Consider the following 17422-nt stretch of genomic DNA (forward strand, 5'->3'; position numbering starts at 1 on the left):
GTCGCCTCGCAGCTCCGCAACCTCGCGTCTGCACCAGACGCGTACCCGTGGCGCCGAGACGATCGAGTCAGCGAGGTAGCGGACTCGTCGCGGAAGTCCACGATCGCGCAAGGCACTCCTGGCGCTCAGTGTCGCCGTCGCGTTGGACAACGCCGAGGTCCTCGGGCAGAACAGGTTGCTTGGTCGCTCCTGATCCTTGAGGACCTCGACGACATGACCCCGGCACTCGGCTCACCGGCGAGCCGCCAACCCCGCCACAAGGTCGAAGGGCCTTGAATGGGACGCTCGTCATCGAGCGCGCCCGAAGGAGACCTCATGACCGAACTTCCCCGCCTGGAGCGAGCCGGCAGCCACACGCGGCTGATCGTGGACGGCTCACCGTTCCTCTGCCTGGGCGGCGAGCTGCGTAACTCCAGCGCCTCGGATCCCGTGCACATGGCACCCCTCTGGCGCGCGATCGGGAGGTCCGGAGTGAACTCGATCATCGCTCCCGTGGGGTGGGACCAGGTGGAGCCGTCCGAGGGTGAGTTCGACTTCCGCGTCGTCGACGAGCTGCTCTCAGGTGCGCGCTCGGCGGGCGTCCGCCTCGTCCTCATCTGGTTCGGTGCGTACAAGAACGCCTTGTCCACCTATGCACCGACGTGGGTTCGCCAGGACTCCGACCGATTCGAGCGAGCCGACCGGGGACCCTCTCCTGTGCGGGCTCCTTTCAGCTACGAGGGATCGATGCCTCGCCCCACGCTGTCCGTGTTCTCCAGGCCTCTGCAAGAAGCGGACCAGGCAGCCTATGGAGCTCTGATGACGCACATCGCCCAGGTGGACGAGGATCACACCGTCATCATGATGCAGGTGGAGAACGAGGTAGGGCTCTTGGGGTCGAGCCGCGACCGCTCCTCCGCCGCCCAGCTCGCCTGGCTGTCGCCCGTGCCTGAGGCCCTCGTCGAGGCGGTGGCGACCGAACCCGCGGCCTTCGACGACGACGTCGTCGATCTGTTCGGTCGCTCGCGCCCGGACGGGGCATCGTGGCAGCAGCGATTCGGCGACGACGATCCGCTGGCCGACGAGGTCTTCATGGCGTGGGGGTTCGCCAGCTATGTCGGCGCCCTGGCGGCGAAGGGCAAGCAGATCAAGGCCCTACCTGCGTACGCGAACGCCTGGCTGGGCCCCCAGCCAGGTCAGGACACGCCGGGCCAGTATCCCAGCGGCGGTCCGACCGCACGGATGAGCGGGGTGTGGCGCGTCGCCGGACCGGCGCTCGATTTCGTGTCCCCCGACATCTACGTCTCCGACAGCGAGTCGGTCATGCGCGACTACACGTCGGACATCAACCCGCTCTTCATCCCCGAGGCGCGTGTACTGACCGGTGACGCCTTCCGCGCGTTCGGCGCCTTCAACGCCATGGGCTATCACGTCTTCGGAATCGACGACGTCCGTGAAGACAGCCAGCTCTACGACGCCTTCCGGAAACTCCTCGCACTCGCCCCGCAGATCCTCGAAGCCCAGCGGGACGGTCGGGTGATGGGATTCGCGCTGGATCCGGGGACGGACGCTGCCACCGCACGGCTCGGGTCGACGACAGTCACAGTGCGAAGTGCGCCGAAGCTCCTCGCTGACATGCTGCTGGATGCGGGTGTCCGGCTGCCGGAGCCGGCCCCGCTTCCCGACGAGACTCTGCCGACCGCCCACGCGCCCTCCCCCGGAGACTCCCGTCCGTTCGGAATCGTCCTGCACACCGGAGATCTCGAATACATCGCACTGGGACGGCAGGCGATGATCGACTTCAGTCGGGAGGGATCCGTGCTCGAGATCGACAGCCTGCGGGAGCTTCGTCTTCACGACGGCGCCTGGGTCGAGGGCCGCATCCTCAACGGAGACGAACGACTGATGATCCTCGGCCCACACGGGGTGTCGGCCGTGAGGATCACGCTGATCGCGAGCGAGTAGAAGCAGGCCAAGCAGCAGGAGGACGTACGGCTCGGCCGCGCCTTGCGGGAGTCGCGCGAGTCCGGCGCCGATGAGAACGACTGACGACTGAGAGCCAGTGCTGGATCTATCCCCAACCCGAACGGCCGACAGTTGGCAGACCGCCTCGGCGCCCACGCCGTCAGCCTGGGAGCACGACGTGTGCTGACGTCCGTGGCAGTCAGGCGCGAGACCTGCCGCGCCCCACAAGCCAGCCGATGAGGCTGATGACGAGCAGTGCGATGCCGATCCACAGCAATACCTTCGCCGCTGTGACAGCGACGCCGAGAACGATCATCACGACACCAACGACGATCAAGATCAGCCAGAGTGCCATGGGAGCATCTCCTCTTCGGGACTCGGCCTGGAGCGTGAAGCAACCCGCCCGGGCCTGGGGCGACGTCTCTGTACCCCTGGACCGAGCGTCCCACCGAGGCGGGCACCGCGCGAGCGGACGCAGCCATGACCGCCGGGACTCGTCCACGGTCAGAATCACCCGCAGCCAGCGGCGCATCGTCGGCCGCTGCTGCGCCTTGGGGCAGTTGCCGCCTGACTAGGGTGAGAGAAGGCTGGCATCGTCGACGATCTGGGTGGAGTGACATGACCGCGGGGCCAGACGACCCACGAGGGGGCTCGACTCTGCACGCGCTGATGTCGCTGCTGGAAGGCACGCACCTCGCACCGCCGGACCTGATTCCCGACGCGGTCGACACAGCGATCTCCCACCTCGACGCGAGCGGCGTGCTGTTCCTCGCGGACTACAGCGACACCGTGCTCGTGCCCATGGTGGGCGCCGACCGAGCTCGCCCCGACCTGCTGGCCGTCGACGCGACCCTCGCGGGGCGTGCGTACCGGCTGCTCACCGTGCAGACCAGTGTCTCCGACGGCGTGGGACTGATCTGGATGCCCGTCATCGACGGGGTCGAACGCCTCGGTGTCCTGCAGGTCAGCGTGACGGATGCGGGCCGGCTCGAGGACGACGTGTTCCTGCACGACGTGTGGTCGTTCGCGCACCTCCTCGGCCACCTCGTCTCGATCCTCGACGAGTACGGCGACGCCGTCGATGCGGTGCGCCGCCAGACGCCGCGGACCGTCTCCGCCGAGCTCATCTGGCAGCTGCTCCCACCGCTGACGTCGGGCACCAGCAAGGTCGTCGTCAGCGGCCGCCTGGAACCGTCCTCCGAGGTCGGCGGCGACGTGTTCGACTACGCGCTGTCCGACAGCCGGGCGCAGTTCGCGATCTTCGACGCCACCGGCCACGACCTGCACTCCGGCCTCGCGGCCGCGACCGCGCTCGCTGCCTACCGCAACTCACGCCGTGAGGGTCACGGACTGTTCGAGCAGACCGAGGCGGTCCACCGCGCGGTCGGCGACGAGTTCGCGGGTCGCATGTTCGCGACGGGCGTCCTGGGGACGCTCGATCTCGACACCGGCGAGCTGCGCTACATCGCGGCCGGCCACCCGCCGCCCCTCGTGCTGCGGCGTGGCCACGTGGTCAAGGTCCTGGACTCCGGCCGCCGCCCGCTGCTGGGTCTCGACATGGCGGCCGCGAACGTGGCCGTCGAGTGGCTCGAACCCGACGACGTCCTCGTCCTGTACACCGACGGGATCACCGAGGCCCGTGACGCCGAGCGCCAGTTCTTCGGCCTCGACCGACTGGTGGACTTCGTCGAACGCGAGGCCTCGGACGGCGTTCCCCTGCCCGAGATCGTCCGCCGGGTCGGGCGTCGGATCCTGGAGCACCAGAACGGCATCCTCCAGGACGACGCGACCATCCTGCTGATCCAGTGGACCTCCAACGGTCAGGATGCCCTCGAACCGACGCCCGAGTAGGGGGTCCCAGGTGCGGCGCATGCCGGCCCAGACCTGTCAGGGCACCGGCGGGTGGAGCGGCCGCGAGGTCCCGACCACCCACATGGCGTAGGTCCAGCCGTCGGCCAGCACGTCCAGGACGGCCTGCGGCGAACACCCCATCGCCCTGGTGACGGTGGCCATCAGCGCGCCGGCTCCGCCGGGTCCAGGACGACCTTGATGCAGCCGTCCTCCTTGGCCTGGAACATCGCGTAAGCCTCCGGAGCCTGCTCCAGCGGGAGCCGGTGCGTGCGCAGGTCGAGCACGCCGAGCGGGTCGTCGTCCGCTGCGACCAGCGGAAGCAGGTCGTTAACCCATCGGCGGACGTTCGCCTGCCCCATCCGCAAGGTCAGCTGGCGGTCGAACAGATCCATCATGGGCAACGGGTCCACCGCACCGCCGTAGACGCCGGAGATCGACACGGTTCCGCCGCGCCGCGCCAGCCGGATGGCCGTCTGCAGCGCCGCCAGGCGATCGATCCCGGCCTTCTCCATCACAGGCCGCGCAAGAGCGTCGGGCAGAAGGCCGGCGAGCTTCTGCGCCCCCGTCGCTGCGGGCGACCCGTGCGCCTCCATGCCCACGGCGTCGATGGTGGCGTCGGCGCCCCGGCCGTCCGTGAGGTCCCGCACCGCGGACTCGAGGTCGTCGACCTCCGTCACGTCGAGCACGTCGACGCCGTGCCGGCGGGCCATGGCCAGACGTTCCGGCACGAGGTCCAGGCCGATCACCAGCCCGGCTCCACGGTGCGCAGCGATGCGCGCCGCCATCTGCCCGATCGGGCCCAACCCGACGACGACCACCGAGCCGCCCGGCGGAACCTGCGCGTACTCGACGGCCTGCCACGCGGTCGGCAGGACGTCCGAGAGGTAGAGGTACCGCTCGTCGGGGCTCCCGTCGTCCGGCACGATGACCGGCCCGAACTGTGCCTGCGGCACGCGCAGGTACTGCGCCTGCCCGCCTGGGACCTGGCCGTACAGCTTGGTGTACCCGAAGAGGGCCGCGCCCTTGTCCTGGTCGCGGACCTGCGTGGTCTCGCACTGCGAGGTGAGACCGTGCGTGCACATCCAGCAGGTCCCGCACGCGATCCCGAACGGCACGACGACCCGGTCGCCGGGCTTGAGCCGCGTCGCCTGCGACCCGACCTCCTCGACGACACCCATCGTCTCGTGCCCGAGGATGTCCCCCTTGTCGAGGTACATCCCCAGCACGCTGTACAGGTGCAGGTCAGATCCGCAGATCGCGGTCGACGTGACTCGCACGATCGCGTCGTTCGGCTCCTCGATACGGGGGTCCGGGACGGTCTCGACCCGGACGTCCTCGCGTCCTTGCCAGGTGAGTGCTCGCACGTCGGTCCTCCCGGTCGTCAGTCCGGCGACGTCTCTGCACCTGACACGCATCGTGCGCTCCCGCGTCCGGGACCGCGACTCGGGCCGGTGCCGGCCGCACCCAGCGCCACCGGGCGGTTCGGTCCTGGAACGTCAGGCGAGCGCGTCGATCCGGGCCATCTCCTCGGCCGTGAGCTCGAACCCCAGCACGTCGAGGTTGGCGGCGATCCGGTCCCGGTCCGTCGACTTGGGTATCACGACCACCTCGTGCTGCACGTGCCAGCGGATCACCACCTGTGCGGCCGTGACGTCGTGTGCCGCGGCCGCGTCGGCCAGGGCCGGGGCGCGTAGGTCGGAGCGCTTCAACGGGCTGTAGCCCTCGACGACGATCCCGCGCTCGCGGTGCGCGGCGAGCAGCTCCGGGTCGTGGTCCGCCGGGCTGTACGGGATCTGGTTCACGGCCGGCGTTTCGCCGGTCGCGTCGATCAGCTCGTCGATCTGCGCGATCGAGTAGTTCGAGACGCCGATCGAGCGGACCAGTCCCTCGTCCCGGGCCGCACGGAACGCGTCCCACGTCCGCGGTGCCGGAGCACCGCCGGGCGGCCAGTGGATGAGCCAGAGGTCCAGGTGGTCGAGATGCAGCGCGGCCAGTGACTCGGTGAGCGTCTGTCGTTCACGCCCGACGCGTTCGGGCGGGAGCTTGGTGGTGACGAAGACGTCGTCGCGGTCGATGCCGACCGTGGCGAGCGCGCGTCCGACCTCCGCCTCGTTGCGGTACATGGTGGCGGTGTCGATGTGGCGGTAGCCGAGCTGCAGCGCCGTGCTGACGGCTCGCTCGGCCGCGCCACCTCCCGCCTGCCAGGTGCCCAGACCGACCATGGGTATCGCCCCGCCCGGCAAGCTCAGCGTGGGCACCTCGACGTGGATCATCGACCCATGATGCGTGGCCGTGCTGCGGCGCGCGAGCGAACCCGGGAAGCGCGCGGCAGGGGCGCGGAGGTCCGGCTCGTCCGCACAGGACGTCCCTCGCCTCGTCGGCGGCGCTCTCGCAGTCCGCGTCGTGCCCCTACCGCCTGGTCTTATGCGGTGGTGTCGGCCTGCGCGGTGATCTCAGCCGCGTCACTCCCGTGCTGGACCGTGATGCGGCGCGGCTTGGCTTCCTCCGCGACCGGGATGCTGAGCGTCAGGACCCCGTCGGTGTACGTGGCCGAGATGTCGTCCAGAGCCAGACCCCGGCCGACCGTCAGCTGCCTCGCGTAGGTTCCGACCGGCCGCTCCTTGGCCAGCCACTGCACGCCCTCGTCCGGCCTGCCGGTGCGCTGCGCCCTGATCGTCAGGGTGCGGTCCTCGACGTTCACGTCGATGGTCCCGGGGTCGGCGCCCGGAAGATCCATGTGGAGCACGTAGTGGTCACCGGCTCGGTACAGGTCCATCGGCATCGTCGCCGAGGATCGTTCGGCCGTGACCAGCTGGCCGAAGATCCGGTCGAGCTCCTGGAGCGGGTCGAATCGCGTAGCCATGATCCTCACCTCCCTCTCGGTGGGCGTCGGACGGTCCGGCGCCCGGATGCTTTCCGGCCTCGGCCGGAACGGCTACAGCAGAAGAATTAGCACTCGGGCATCGGGAGTGCCAGGGGGGATCGGTGGGCGTTCGCAGTGGGCGAACCCGCCGACACGACAGGTCTCGGCGCGAGCACGAGACCTCGGGTCGACGGACGCCGCGCGATCGCGCGGCGAAGTACCTACGCTCGTGCCAGGTCGAGGAGCGGCTGTCGAGACCGGCGAACTCGCGTTGCCGGGGCACGAGAGGCCAGCCCATGCCACAGCGACATCCAGGTGCGAGGGCCAGGAGCACGGCCGACCGCGTCCACATCTGGCGGTCCCGGTGAGCACGACCACGCGGCGAGCGGATCCGACAGTCGACTGGGCGGGAGTCCGCATCGGCCCCGGCCCGGCGCGTCCCCTCCCGGCACTCCCGGGCTCCGTGGACGAGGCCCTGCGGGACGTTCCCGACTGGCCCGACGACCTGCTGCCCGGGCGGGGCGACACGCTGGGCCTGTGGGAGCTGCTGGCGTCGCTCGCCGCCTCGGACCTTGCCGTGGCCCGCGCCGTCGAACCGCACCTCGACGCGCGAGCGATCCTCGACCAGGCCCAGCCGGCCGACATCACCAGCGGTCCGTTGGGGACGTGGGGCGTCTTCGCCGCGCAGACCCCGGCCCAGCGGTTGCGCGCGACGCGCGCGCCTGGCGAACCGTGGCGGCTGCACGGGGTCAAGCCCTGGTGCTCGCTCGCGGATCGGTTGGATGGCGCCCTCGTCACCGCGCAGCTGCCGGGCGAGGCCGACGACCACGGTCTGTTCGTCGTCGACCTGCACGAACCGGGCCTCACGGTCATGAGCGACGCGTGGGTGTCGCGCGGTCTGCGCGAGATCCCGAGCACGGCCGTCCAGTTCTCCGACGTCCGTGCCGAGTTCGTCCGCGACAGCGACTGGTATGTGCGGCGTCCGGGATTCTGGTGGGGCGGGATCGGCGTCGCCGCGTGCTGGTACGGCGGCGCGGTCGGCATCGCCCGACGGGTGCTGAGCGAGGCGCACCGACGGCCCGACGACCGCTTGCTCGCCATGCACGTCGGCCAGATCGACGAGCGGCTCGCGGCGGCGCGCTATGCCCTCGCCCATGCTGCGAGCGCCGTCGACGTCTCCGGACGGGCCACCGACGGCGGCCGGGTGATGGCCTCCGACATCGAGCGGGCCGCCGGCCGGCTGCTGGCCCGGCGCGTGCGCGCGGTCGTCGCGCGAGCCTGCGAGGACGTCCTGCAGAGCTCGGCCCACGCCCTGGGCCCGGGACCGCTGACGCAGGAGGAGAACCACGCCAAGCGCGTGGTGGACCTCCAGGTCTACGTCCGGCAACACCACGCCGAGCGTGACGACGCGTCGCTGGGCGTCACGTTGGCGGCGTCGTCGGACGAGCCGTGGTGAGGTTCGACGGCCGCGCGCCCGGCACGTCCGCGGACGACTGGTCGGCGGACCCCCGGCTCGCGGACCTCGACCCGATCGGCCTGCCCGGACGCGGACGCGTGGTCGTCGTCGCGGCGCACCCGGACGACGAGACCCTGGGCGCTGGTGGCCTGATCGCCGAGCTCGCCGCGGCAGGGCGCCCCCCGGAGGTCGTCGTCGTGACCGACGGGGCCGCCTCTCACCCGGGTTCGGTGACCCTGCCGCCGGAGCGGCTCGCCGCGCTCCGGGCGGACGAGGTCCGGCGCGCCGTCGCACTCCTGTCGCCCGACTCACCGGTGACGCATCTCGGCCATCAGGACGGCCGCGTCCAGGAGGAGCGCGACTCCATCGCCCGCGAGCTGGCCGAGATCTGCGGCCCGGATGCCTCCGCCGTGACGCTGGTGGCGCCGTGGCGGGGCGACGGTCACCGCGACCACCGGGTGCTGGGCGAGATCTGCGCCGAGCGGGCGGTCCAGACCGGAGCCCAGCTGCTCGAGTACCCGATCTGGCTCTGGCACTGGGCGACGCCGGCGGACCCGGACGTGCCGTGGTCGCACATGCGGGCGCTGCGGCTGTCGGACCGCTCGATCGTGCTCAAGAACCGCGCGGTCGGCGCGCACGTCACGCAGGTCCGCGCGGCGTCGCCGGCAGTGGCGGACGCGGCCCCGCTGCACCCGGAGTTCCTTCGTGCGTTCGACCGGGACGTCGAGGTCTTCGTCACCGCCGGGAAGTCGTCGGGCGACCTGTCCGCGGCGTTCTTCGACGAGAGCTACGCCCGCCGCGGCGACCCGTGGTACCTGGCCACGCGGTGGTACGAGCGCCGGAAGCGGGCCGCCACGCTGGCCGCGATCCCCGAGGACGAGGTCGGGAGCGTCCTCGAGATCGGGTGCTCCATCGGCACGCTCACCGTCGAGCTCGCCCGGCGCTGCCGCCGGCTCGTGGCGACCGACGTCTCGGCGGCAGCACTGTCGCAGGCGAAGGAACGGACCGGCCACCTGGCGAACGTCGACCTGCTCCAGCACGACATGGCGGAGGGTGTGCCGGGTGGTCCCTACGACCTGATCGTCCTCTCCGAGGTCGGCTACTACCTGACCGCGCCGCACCTGCGGCGACTGGCTCGCGAGCTGACGGACGCGCTCACCGAGACGGGCAGCCTGGTGGCGTGCCACTGGAGACACCCGGTGGCGGAGTACCCGCTGGGCGGGGACGCCGTGCACCATGTGCTGCGCAGCTCGATCGGTGCCCGGCGGCTCCTGATGCATGTCGAGGACGACTTCGTCCTCGAGGTGTGGAGCCGCGATCCACGCTCGGTGGCGAACCGGGCAGGGCTGGCATGACGGCGCCGATCGAGCACGTGATCGTCGTCGTGCCTGCGCGCAACGAGGAGGACCTCATTGCCCGCTGCCTGCACTCGGTGTGCCTCGCCGCCGCGGCGACCGTCGGTCCCAGCGTGCACGTCGTCGTCGTGCTCGACGACTGCGACGACGCGACCGCGCTGATCGCCGCGCGGTTCCCCGTGGATGTCCACACGATCGCCGTGCGGTCGGTCGGTGCCGCACGTGCGTACGGCGTGTCCCACGGGCTGTCGGTTGCGCGTTCGGACCTGGCCCGGACGTGGATCGCCAGCACGGACGCCGACTCGCAGGTGCCGACCCACTGGTTGACCCGGCAGCTCGCCCACGCCGGCCTGGGCGCCCACGTGGTCGTCGGCACCGTCCGCCCTGATCCTCTCGATCTGGACGAGCAGCAGCTCGCCAGGTGGGCCGCTACACGCAGGCCTGGCCGGCCGAACGGTCACGTGCACGGGGCGAACCTGGGCGTCCGGGCGGACGCCTACGTCCGCGCCGGTGGGTTCGACCACGAGCCGGAGCACGAGGACGTCCATCTCGTGCAGCGGATCGCGTCGACCGGGTCCGCGGTCCTCGTCGCCTGCGACGAGGGCGACGTGCTCACCTCCGGCCGCACGACGGGACGCACGCCAGGCGGCTACGCACGGTACCTGGGCACGGCTCTGTCCAGCTGACCTCTCCCGCGCCACGCATGGCCGACCGGTTCAGTCTTCTCGGACGACGACGACGCCGAGTGCGGGGACGTCCGCCCCCGCCTCGTGACGTCGGTCGGCCACCAGGTCATGCCCGGAGACGTGCAGGGGCACGTCCGTGCTGGTGTGGTTGACCGCGAACAGCCAGCTACCGGTCGCGCTCGTCCGACGGACAACTTCCAAGCCGCCTGGCGACGGGACGAGGGACGACACGCCGGACGCCGCGAGCACACGTCCGAGCAGGTCGCCGAGGGACGGGTCGTCGAGGCGGGTCGACAGGTACCACGCGGCACCGCCCGCCCGCGTCACTCGGCGCGTGACCGCAGGGCCGCCCGCCGACGGTCCGTCGAGGTAGGTCGACACTGCCTCGGCGCCTGCCAGCGTCATCCGCTCGGTCCAGACTTCCCCGGTGCTCCCGTCGCTCAGCGTCGTCGTGCCATGGGCAGCCAGCGGCGCGAACTCCTCCACGCGGATGCCGAGCAGGTCCCGGAACGCCCCGGGGTAGCCGCCCAGCAGCACGCGGTCCTGCTCGTCGACGATGCCGGAGAAGTACGTGACGAGCACCTGGCCGCCGCGAGCCACGACGGCCGACAGCCGGTCGGACAGGTCCGCAGGCGCGAGGTAGAGCGTCGGCACCAGGACAACGTCGTAGCCGTCGAGCGACGACGTCGCGGGCACCACGTCGACCGCGACGCCCGCGTCGAGGAGCGCGCCGTGCATGCGCTGGGCGAGGTCGAGGTAGCGCAGGTCGACGGTGGGGCGAGCCTCCAGCTCGGCCGCCCACCACGCCTGGGTGTCCCACAGCAGGGCCACGCGTGCCTGCTCGACCTCGCTCCCCTGCACCTCGGCGAGCCGGCCCAGGGTAGCCCCCAGCTCGACGACGTCCCGGAACAGCTGCGAGTCGCGCCCGGCGTGCGGAACCATCCCGGAGTGGTACTTCTCCGCACCGGCGCGCGACTGCCGCCACTGGAAGAAGAGCACCCCGTCGGCGCCGCGGGCGACGTGCTGCAGCGAGTTGCGCAGCATCTGCCCGGGCTCCTTGGCGATGTTGCGCGGCTGCCAGTTGACCGCACTCGTGGAGTGCTCCATGAGGATCCACGGGTGGCCGCCGGCCAGACCGCGCGTCCGGTCGGCGCTGAACGCGAGATCGGCCCACCCGCGCGGGTCCTCGCCCCAGAGGTAGTGGTCGTTCGAGACGATGTCGAGGAGCGGTGTCGTGGTCGTGTAGTCGATCTTCTGGAACCCGCTGATGACCATGTAGTTCGTCGTCACCGGCAGGTGGGGCGTCACCTCGCGCAGCACCGCCGCCTCGGCCTCGAGGTGCGCGACGAACGCATCGGAGGAGAACCGCTCGAACGCGAGACGCTGCCCCGGGTTGGGGAACGCGGTGGTGCGCCGCGGCGGCAGGATCTGCTCGAAGGACGAGTACCGCTGACCCCAGAACTCGGTGCCCCACGCCAGGTTGAGCGCGTCGACGTCTGCGTACCGGGCTCGCAACCACTCGCGGAACGCTGCTGCGGACACGTCGCAGTAGCAGCGGCCGTTGTGGCCGCCCAACTCGTTCGAGACGTGCCACATCTTCACCGCGGGGTGGTGGCCGTACCGCTCGGCGATCACGCGCGCGATCCGGGTGGCGTGCGCGCGGATCACCGGGGACGAGACGCACCACGACTCGCGGCTGCCGTGCGTGAACCGCAGGCCGTCGGCACCGACGGGCAGCATCTCCGGGTGCGCGAGGTGCAGCCACACGGGCGGCGCGGCGCTGGGTGTCGCCAGGTCCACCCCGATCCCGGCCTCGTGCAGCAGGTCCAGGATCCGGTCGAGCCAGCCGAACTCGAACCGTCCTTCCTCGGGCTCGAGCTCGCCCCACGAGAAGATGCCGACGCTCACCAGCGTCACACCCGCCTCCCGCATGAGCGCGACGTCGTCGGCCCAGACCTCCTCCGGCCACTGCTCCGGGTTGTAGTCCGCTCCGAACGCGATGCCCTCGGTGGGCCACGGGCCGGTCCAGCGCGGGCTCACCGGGTCACCGCCACGAGCACGTCCCACGCGCCGAGCGTGACGGAGTCGCCCGCGGCGACCCGAACCGGGGCCGACGTGAACCCGTGCGGAGCCGCGAGAACGTCGAAGTCAGTCAGAACAGTTGCCACGGTGGCCTCCCAGGACCAGTTGTGCACGAGGTGCGCCCGCACGTCCGCGAGCCGGGTATCCACACGGGCCCGACCCGCGCTGGAGCGCCGGGGGCATCGGTGCGTACGGGGGACGACCTCGTGCGGGCCATCGCCCGTGAGGTCGTTGATCGCGACACCGTTCCCTTCGAGGAGCGAGTCCATGTCGCGGTTCCTCCTGACGACGGGTGATCGGGTCGATGGTCCTGGGACACGCACGTGCAGCTACGCGACGAAATGATGCGTCCCCCCGTCGACCCGCTCCACCCGGCCGTCGGGGAGCACGACCTCGGTCGGGATGCCCTCGGGCACGGTGACGTCGAGGTCGAACTGTGTCGCAGTCTGCGTCCAGTGCACGGCGATGCGGCCGACGGGTGAGTCATAGGCAGCGGTCACGTAGTCGATTCCCGGGCCCGGGACCGGGTGGATGCGGATTGCCCGGTAGCCGGGAGCGGCCGGTCGGATGCCGGCGACCGCCTGATAGATCCAGTCGGCCACCGCCCCGAGCGCGTAGTGGTTGAAGCTGGTCATCTCACCAGCGTTGATGCTGCCGTCCGGGAGCATCGAGTCCCACCGTTCCCAGATCGTGGTCGCTCCCATGGTCACCGGATAGAGCCACGACGGGCACTCCTTCTCGAGAAGCAGGCGGTACGCGTCGTCGACGTGACCAGTCTCGGACAACGCCCACGACACGAACGGAGTGCCGGCGAACCCGGTCGTGATGCGGTACCCGGTCGCGCGGACGATCTCTGCCAGCCGAGCAGCCGCAGCGCTCCGGTGGGGCTCGTCTAGGAGACCGAACGTGATCGCCAGTGCGTAGACAGTCGCGCAGTCCGAGACGACCCGACCGTCGCGGACGTAGTGGGCGTTGAACGCGGTCCGTGTCCGGGCCGCGAGCTCGCCCCATCGGGCCGCCTCGTCGGCGTGGCCGAGGATCGCCGCAGCCTCTGCAGTGAACGACGCGCTGCGGAACAGGCACGCGGTCGCCACGACCCCCGTGTCGGCCTTGGCGTCGGCCGGTGCGTCCGGGGGTGCGTCGGGGTCGAGCCAGTCGCCGAACTGGAACCCGCTGTCCCACAGTCCGGTCGGGGACAGCCTCGCCTCGACGGACTCCAGGTGCATCGCCATACCGGGGTAGTGCGCGCGGAGCCGGTCGACGTCGCCGAAGGCGTTCCACAGAGCCTGCGGGACCCAGACGGCGGCATCGCCCCAGACGGCGGTCGGAGTCCCACCGAACTCGATGTCGAGCCGGGACAGGTCACCGAGCTTCATGATGTCGGGAACGACGAACGGGACGATCTGTCCCGGTGCGTGCGCGGTCTCCTCGGCGAGGTCGAGGAGCCACTTGTGCAGGAAGTCGGCGGTGTCGAACTGGAACGACGCCGACGCCGCGTAGGCCGCGATGTCCCCCGTCCACCCGAGCCGCTCGTCACGCTGCGGGCAATCGGTGGGCACGTCCAGAAAGTTGCCCTTCTGGCCCCACACGGAGTTCTGCACCAGCTGGTCCACGAGCGGGTCGGAACAGCTGAACTCGCTCGTGGGCCGCATGTCGGAGTGCACGACGACCGCCTCGAGGTCGTCCGCGGTGAGCTCGCCGGGCCAGCCCGTCACCTCGACGTAGCGGAACCCGTGGAACGTGAAGGTCGGCTCGAAGGTGTCGACGCCACCGGAGAGCAGGAAGGTGTCGGTGGCGCGGGCGTCGCGCAGCGGCCGGGTACCGAGCTCTCCGTCTTCCACGACCTCGGCGTGCCGGACGACGACCTCGGAGCCTTCCGGGCCGCTGGCCGTGACACGGAGCCAGCCGACGAGGTTCTGCCCGAAGTCGACGAGCGTGCGACCGGACGGTGACTGCCAGATCCGCTGCGGGCGCAGCACCTCGTGCCGGGTGATCAGCGGAGCGACCTGTGCGACGAGCGTCGCGCGGTCGAACGGCACCTCGTGCACTGCCACAGCCTGGCCGCCGCCTCGGAGCCGAGCATCGATGCGTTGCCCGCCGTAGAGCGAGTTCTCGGTGGTTGCCGAGGTACGGGCCGTCCAGCTCGGGGACGTCGCGACGGTCTGTGAGGAGCCGTCGTCGAAGGCGATCTCCAGGACGGCGCAGAAACCGATGCGCTCTCCGTAGTTGGCGTTGGCACCGCTGAAGCCCAGGTCGCCCCGGTACCACCCGTTGCCCAGCTCGACCTCGATCTCCACCTCGCGAGGTCCGGCGGCGACGAGGCGCGTGACGTCGTACTCCTGGTACTGGAGCCGCCACTCGTACGCGGTCCAGCCCGGGTTGAGCACCGACGTGGTCACCGGACCGCCGTTCACGTACGCCTCGTACACCCCGTGCGCGGTCGCGACGAGCCTCGCCGACCGAATCGTCGACGGTTCACGATCGAGCGGCACGGTGATGCCGAACGTGACGGCAGCCGTACGGCTCGCATCGCCGGAGATCATGGCGGCGCCGGAGAGGAGGTCGCTCGCACTGCTGAGGAAGGGGGTAGCGGTCTGGTGAGACAACGATGGCTCCTTTGCCGACATCGGATCACGTCACGCGACTCACGCCAGGGACGACGTGCCGGCGATCTTGAATCGGTTCATATCATCACCCATCGACCGGCTGCAGATCGGCTCACCCGAGGCAACTCACCCGATCGGCTAACGCCACGGCATGGAGCATCGGTTCAGGACCGAAGCGCGCTCGCCACAGCGCTCACCGCCCTCGACCGTCGGCACCGGGAGACAGTGAGTGTCGCTCCGCTCTCGGACGTCGCCGCGACCCGTGCCCGGTCTCGAGATTGATCTCGGAGCTCTGGTGCTGACCGCGACGTAACGCTCGCGGCAGGTTCAATGCCGACCTCGTCTACCTCGATGAGTGCGCGCGCCGGGTGGCGTCAGCCTGCGCAGCTGGGCGTGCGGTCAGCCAGTGTCGCCGGGTAGATGATGAATCAGGTTCGATCCCAGTATCGCCTACCGGCATTACCGCAGGTCAGAGGGCCGTTTCTGAATCATCGGAAACGGCCCTCAGTCGCGCGTATGCCAACTGCTTACGCCAACCAGGTCTCCAGTTGGCGTACGGAGGGACCCGATAGACACTGGCGGACACAGCGGGACGCCGCTGGTCATTGGCCCGTTCCCTGGCTCGATCTCCACGATCGGACCTTGCGCCGGAGGCGTCAGAGCCCGCGAGGTGCTCCTCACACCGCTCGGGTCACCTCCGGCACGCCATCTTGAACCGGCGGGTCATTCCTTCGTGGCACCCGCTGTCAGCCCGGTCACGAGGAAGCGCTGTGAGAACAAGAAGACCACCAGAACCGGGGCCACGGAGATGAGCGTCGCGAGCGCCAACTGGGGAAGGCTGATCGTCAACGAGGCGACATTGGTCGGGTTGAACACGGGCGTGTTCGAGATCAGCTCCGTCAGGCCCACCTGTATGGGCATCTTTCGCGACCCGGGCTGCGTGACGAACGGGAGGAAATAGTTGTTCCAGTTGCTGACAAAGTTGAAGAAGCCGACGAGCGCGATCACGGGGGTCGCCAGGGGCACGGCGATCTTCGTGAAGACCCGGAACTCGCCCGCGCCATCGATGCGGGCGGCATCGAGCAGATCGCGCGACATAGTCGTGGAAAAATAAATGTACGTCAAATAGACCCCGAACGGGAAGAAGGCGAACGGGAGGATCACGGCGAGCGGCGTACCAACCAGTTGAACACGGGTGAGTTCGAGGAAGATCGGCAACGCAAGTGCCGTGTTTGGGATGAGCATCACCATGAGAGTCGTGATGAGCACGAGCCGACGAAGCTTGAAGGTGGTCATCGCGAGGGCATAGCCCGCGGGAATCGACACGATAATCGTGAGCACCAGGGCGACCCCGCAGTACAGCACCGAATTGCCGAGCCACGTCCAGATGATGCCGTGCTGGAAGGTGACCAGATTGTTCCAGTTCTCAGCGAGTTGATCGAAGGACCCGAAACTGAACGGAAGTTCACCGTTGGCACCATTGAGTTGAGCCTGGGACTTCGTCGGCGCAAGCAACAGCCACGCCAAGGGCAGCACGAAGAACACGCTGAAGAACACGAGGACGGCAATGACGAGAACGCGCCGAAGCCAACGCGTCGGAGCCAGCGCTGAGGGAACGACGCGGAGACTAGTCGCGGTCAAAGAGTCCTCCTTTGAAGACGAAGATGGCTGCAAGGCCCGCCGCGACGAACAGTAGGAGGATCGAAATCGCCGCCGACCCGTTGTAGTCCGATTGGGTACCGAAAGCGAATTGGTAGGCAAGCTGATTGATCGAATAGTCCTTCGGGACAACTCCCCGACTCGCCTGGCTGAGGACCCTGGGCTCGACGAACAACTGGCTTCCGACCGCGATCGAGATGATGGCCATGTAGACGATCCATTTTCGCATGAGCGGAATCTGGATATACCACGCCGTCTTCAGGGGGCCGGCACCGTCGATGCGTGCGGCCTCCATCACATCGGTTGAGATCGTGTTGAGCGCGCCGTACATGATGATGATCCATCCACCGGCACCGACCCAGAACGCGATGATCGTGAAGATCACCGGAAGGTTGCTTTGGGCGACCGTTGTGGTGAAGCTATCGAATCCGAATTGCTGCAGCAAAACAGCAATAGGGCTCACGCTCGGGTCGAGCAGGAAGAGCCAGAGCAGGACGCTCGCCGACCCTGCCAACGCTCCGGGGATGTAGAACATGAATCGAGTCGACGCGGACACCCACCTGACGCGCGCGGCGTGGACGATGAGCGCCAGCACGACGACGAACAAAAGGAGGCTCACCAGCCAGATGGCGACGAAGAGCGCAACGTGCTCCACGGCCGGGAAGAATCGGAAATCGCCGAACACTTTGACAAAGTTGTCGAATGCGACGAACTGTCCGCGCTTGGTAAAAGCGAGGTACAGCGCGTACAACATCGGCACGATACCGAAGGCCAGAAGCAGCAGCACGTAGCCACTCGAGAATATGTAGCCAATGTAGGCCTGGGAGCCGGTTCGGCTCTGCGGGCGCCGGGCTGCCCCCCGCCGCCGCCCCTGTGGAGGGGAGGCGGCGAGAGGCGCTATCTCGGTGCTCGAGATGGTT

15 protein-coding genes are annotated in these 17422 nt (G+C 69.5%); 5 read left to right on the forward strand and 10 right to left on the reverse strand.

Annotated elements, in window-relative coordinates; genetic code table 11:
* Positions 1–315 precede the first annotated feature (315 nt).
* Positions 316–1944 (forward strand): DUF5597 domain-containing protein, encoded by a 1629-nt coding sequence (locus AC1DWH_RS04650; protein ID WP_477092680.1) that lies wholly within the window; start codon positions 316–318, stop codon positions 1942–1944.
* A 199-nt stretch (positions 1945–2143) separates the two neighbouring features.
* On the opposite strand, the gene AC1DWH_RS04655 is transcribed toward AC1DWH_RS04650, so the two are convergent.
* A complete protein-coding gene (locus AC1DWH_RS04655; RefSeq protein ID WP_456847466.1) occupies positions 2144–2299 on the reverse strand; it encodes a hypothetical protein in 156 nt (51 codons plus the stop codon).
* A 314-nt stretch (positions 2300–2613) separates the two neighbouring features.
* Here AC1DWH_RS04655 and AC1DWH_RS04660 point away from each other — a divergent pair, with 314 nt between their 5' ends.
* On the forward strand, positions 2614–3795 hold the full coding sequence (locus AC1DWH_RS04660; protein ID WP_477092681.1) for a PP2C family protein-serine/threonine phosphatase: 1182 nt from the start codon (positions 2614–2616) through the stop codon (positions 3793–3795).
* A gap of 36 nt (positions 3796–3831) precedes the next feature.
* Here AC1DWH_RS04660 and AC1DWH_RS04665 read toward each other — a convergent pair whose 3' ends face one another.
* The 4 genes from AC1DWH_RS04665 to AC1DWH_RS04680 all read right to left on the reverse strand — a co-directional run bounded on the left by AC1DWH_RS04665 (position 3832) and on the right by AC1DWH_RS04680 (position 6658).
* The gene (locus AC1DWH_RS04665) at positions 3832–3957 is read right to left on the reverse strand and encodes a hypothetical protein (protein WP_477092682.1); all 126 of its coding nucleotides are present in this window, start codon (positions 3955–3957) and stop codon (positions 3832–3834) included.
* Entirely contained in the window at positions 3957–5159 is a 1203-nt protein-coding gene (locus AC1DWH_RS04670) for a zinc-dependent alcohol dehydrogenase (protein WP_477092683.1), read from the reverse strand. The genes AC1DWH_RS04665 and AC1DWH_RS04670 overlap by 1 nt, the downstream gene beginning before the upstream one ends.
* Before the next feature lie 132 nt (positions 5160–5291).
* The gene (locus tag AC1DWH_RS04675; protein WP_477092684.1) at positions 5292–6068 is read right to left on the reverse strand and encodes an aldo/keto reductase; all 777 of its coding nucleotides are present in this window, start codon (positions 6066–6068) and stop codon (positions 5292–5294) included.
* Positions 6069–6217: 149 nt separating this feature from the next.
* Entirely contained in the window at positions 6218–6658 is a 441-nt protein-coding gene (locus AC1DWH_RS04680) for an Hsp20/alpha crystallin family protein (protein ID WP_477092685.1), read from the reverse strand.
* Positions 6659–7121: 463 nt separating this feature from the next.
* Between AC1DWH_RS04680 and AC1DWH_RS04685 the strand changes: the two genes are divergently transcribed.
* From AC1DWH_RS04685 to AC1DWH_RS04695, 3 genes are read left to right on the forward strand one after another with little or no spacing between them, the layout of a single operon-like run.
* Positions 7122–8114: an acyl-CoA dehydrogenase family protein gene (locus AC1DWH_RS04685; protein ID WP_477092686.1), complete on the forward strand. Its 993-nt coding sequence runs from the start codon at positions 7122–7124 to the stop codon at positions 8112–8114.
* Positions 8111–9469, forward strand: coding sequence for a PIG-L family deacetylase (locus AC1DWH_RS04690; RefSeq protein WP_477092687.1), 1359 nt, complete (start codon positions 8111–8113; stop codon positions 9467–9469). Before AC1DWH_RS04685 ends, AC1DWH_RS04690 begins: the two co-directional genes overlap by 4 nt.
* The gene (locus tag AC1DWH_RS04695) at positions 9466–10155 is read left to right on the forward strand and encodes a glycosyltransferase family 2 protein (RefSeq protein WP_477092688.1); all 690 of its coding nucleotides are present in this window, start codon (positions 9466–9468) and stop codon (positions 10153–10155) included. Before AC1DWH_RS04690 ends, AC1DWH_RS04695 begins: the two co-directional genes overlap by 4 nt.
* 30 nt (positions 10156–10185) lie before the next feature.
* On the opposite strand, the gene AC1DWH_RS04700 is transcribed toward AC1DWH_RS04695, so the two are convergent.
* The 5 genes from AC1DWH_RS04700 to AC1DWH_RS04720 all read right to left on the reverse strand — a co-directional run bounded on the left by AC1DWH_RS04700 (position 10186) and on the right by AC1DWH_RS04720 (position 17289).
* Positions 10186–12195, reverse strand: coding sequence for a beta-galactosidase (locus tag AC1DWH_RS04700; RefSeq protein ID WP_477092689.1), 2010 nt, complete (start codon positions 12193–12195; stop codon positions 10186–10188).
* Positions 12192–12506, reverse strand: coding sequence for a hypothetical protein (locus AC1DWH_RS04705; protein WP_477092690.1), 315 nt, complete (start codon positions 12504–12506; stop codon positions 12192–12194). The genes AC1DWH_RS04700 and AC1DWH_RS04705 overlap by 4 nt, the downstream gene beginning before the upstream one ends.
* A gap of 60 nt (positions 12507–12566) precedes the next feature.
* Positions 12567–14780 (reverse strand): family 78 glycoside hydrolase catalytic domain, encoded by a 2214-nt coding sequence (locus AC1DWH_RS04710; protein WP_477092731.1) that lies wholly within the window; start codon positions 14778–14780, stop codon positions 12567–12569.
* Between the two features lie 786 nt (positions 14781–15566).
* Positions 15567–16484: a carbohydrate ABC transporter permease gene (locus AC1DWH_RS04715; protein ID WP_477092691.1), complete on the reverse strand. Its 918-nt coding sequence runs from the start codon at positions 16482–16484 to the stop codon at positions 15567–15569.
* Positions 16471–17289 (reverse strand): carbohydrate ABC transporter permease, encoded by an 819-nt coding sequence (locus tag AC1DWH_RS04720; RefSeq protein ID WP_477092692.1) that lies wholly within the window; start codon positions 17287–17289, stop codon positions 16471–16473. Before AC1DWH_RS04720 ends, AC1DWH_RS04715 begins: the two co-directional genes overlap by 14 nt.
* Positions 17290–17422 lie beyond the last annotated feature (133 nt).

It is taken from the genome of Cellulomonas sp. P2_F12 (assembly GCF_056403775.1).

Excerpts from the sequence above, each read along its gene's own strand:
- AC1DWH_RS04655 (WP_456847466.1), bottom strand. The coding sequence starts at position 2,299 with ATGGCACTCTGGCTGATCTTGATCGTCGTTGGTGTCGTGATGATCGTT.
- AC1DWH_RS04680 (WP_477092685.1), bottom strand. The coding sequence starts at position 6,658 with ATGGCTACGCGATTCGACCCGCTCCAGGAGCTCGACCGGATCTTCGGC.
- AC1DWH_RS04665 (WP_477092682.1), bottom strand. The coding sequence starts at position 3,957 with ATGGCCACCGTCACCAGGGCGATGGGGTGTTCGCCGCAGGCCGTCCTG.
- AC1DWH_RS04650 (WP_477092680.1), top strand. The coding sequence starts at position 316 with ATGACCGAACTTCCCCGCCTGGAGCGAGCCGGCAGCCACACGCGGCTG.
- AC1DWH_RS04710 (WP_477092731.1), bottom strand. The coding sequence starts at position 14,780 with ATGATCTCCGGCGATGCGAGCCGTACGGCTGCCGTCACGTTCGGCATC.
- AC1DWH_RS04675 (WP_477092684.1), bottom strand. The coding sequence starts at position 6,068 with ATGATCCACGTCGAGGTGCCCACGCTGAGCTTGCCGGGCGGGGCGATA.
- AC1DWH_RS04660 (WP_477092681.1), top strand. The coding sequence starts at position 2,614 with ATGTCGCTGCTGGAAGGCACGCACCTCGCACCGCCGGACCTGATTCCC.
- AC1DWH_RS04695 (WP_477092688.1), top strand. The coding sequence starts at position 9,466 with ATGACGGCGCCGATCGAGCACGTGATCGTCGTCGTGCCTGCGCGCAAC.
- AC1DWH_RS04705 (WP_477092690.1), bottom strand. The coding sequence starts at position 12,506 with ATGGACTCGCTCCTCGAAGGGAACGGTGTCGCGATCAACGACCTCACG.